This window comes from Pseudoalteromonas sp. SG44-1 (genome assembly GCF_014164315.1).
Classification (GTDB): Bacteria; Pseudomonadota; Gammaproteobacteria; order Enterobacterales; family Alteromonadaceae; genus Pseudoalteromonas; species Pseudoalteromonas rhizosphaerae.
The window spans coordinates 1-805 of sequence record NZ_JACJEW010000206.1; the positions used below are offsets into that span (position 1 = coordinate 1).

Below are 805 nucleotides of genomic sequence, written 5' to 3' on the forward strand. Positions count from 1 at the left end.
TGCTATCATAAGGAGCTTAAACCTTTAGAGCATTACATTGAACAAATGGCTAAACAACACAACCCTGTTCACCTTAATATTTTGCAAACAATTAATGGTATAGGCCGCATTCTCGCACTCACTATCATTTACGAAATTGGTGACATCAATCGCTTTTCAAGCGTACAAAAATTCGCTTCATACAGTCGGTTGGTCAAATGCAAAGCGGAGTCTGCTGGCAAAACCTATGGCACCCAAGGTAATAAAATTGGCAATGCACATCTAAAATGGGCGTTCTCGGAAGCTGCCGTATTACTGCTGCGTCACAATCACAACGCCAACAAATACCTTGAAAAACTACAAAAGCGAATGAGCAAAGCCAAAGCACTGTCAGCGCTTGCGCATAAGCTTGGTCGCTGTGTTTATTTTATGCTTAAAAAAGAGACGGTATTCGATGAAGCAAAATTCTTAAAGAGTTAGTCACGGTACTGAGTGAGCTGAACATCTAACTGGATATAAGGCTGAGCATCAATCAATTGGGTGAGTTAATGACCAGTAAGGTTTAACCTGATTATATGCCTACAGACCTAAGCCACTTGCCTTGATTAGATGCTCAGTACGCGTGCATTAATACAATAAACAAAGTCGCTTACACCTGACTTGAGCCTGAAACTAACTGGATCACCATGATGAAACCAGCCGCCTTGAATAGTGCCATGATTAGGTTAACCGATGAATGTCTAGTGCCCCTACAAATCCATAAGGATATGGAAAAAAGTAGGCTGCGATGAGATCGCAATAAGAGAGCCTCTATATGTGTTTGCCG

Annotated in this window: 1 protein-coding gene; it reads left to right on the forward strand. The window is 41.5% G+C overall.

Annotated features, from left to right (window positions below; translation table 11 throughout):
- Positions 1 to 459 (forward strand): transposase (locus tag H5187_RS23795; protein WP_182798504.1); only part of this gene is annotated, 459 nt, incomplete at its 5' end.
- Positions 460 to 805: the final 346 nt, after the last annotated feature.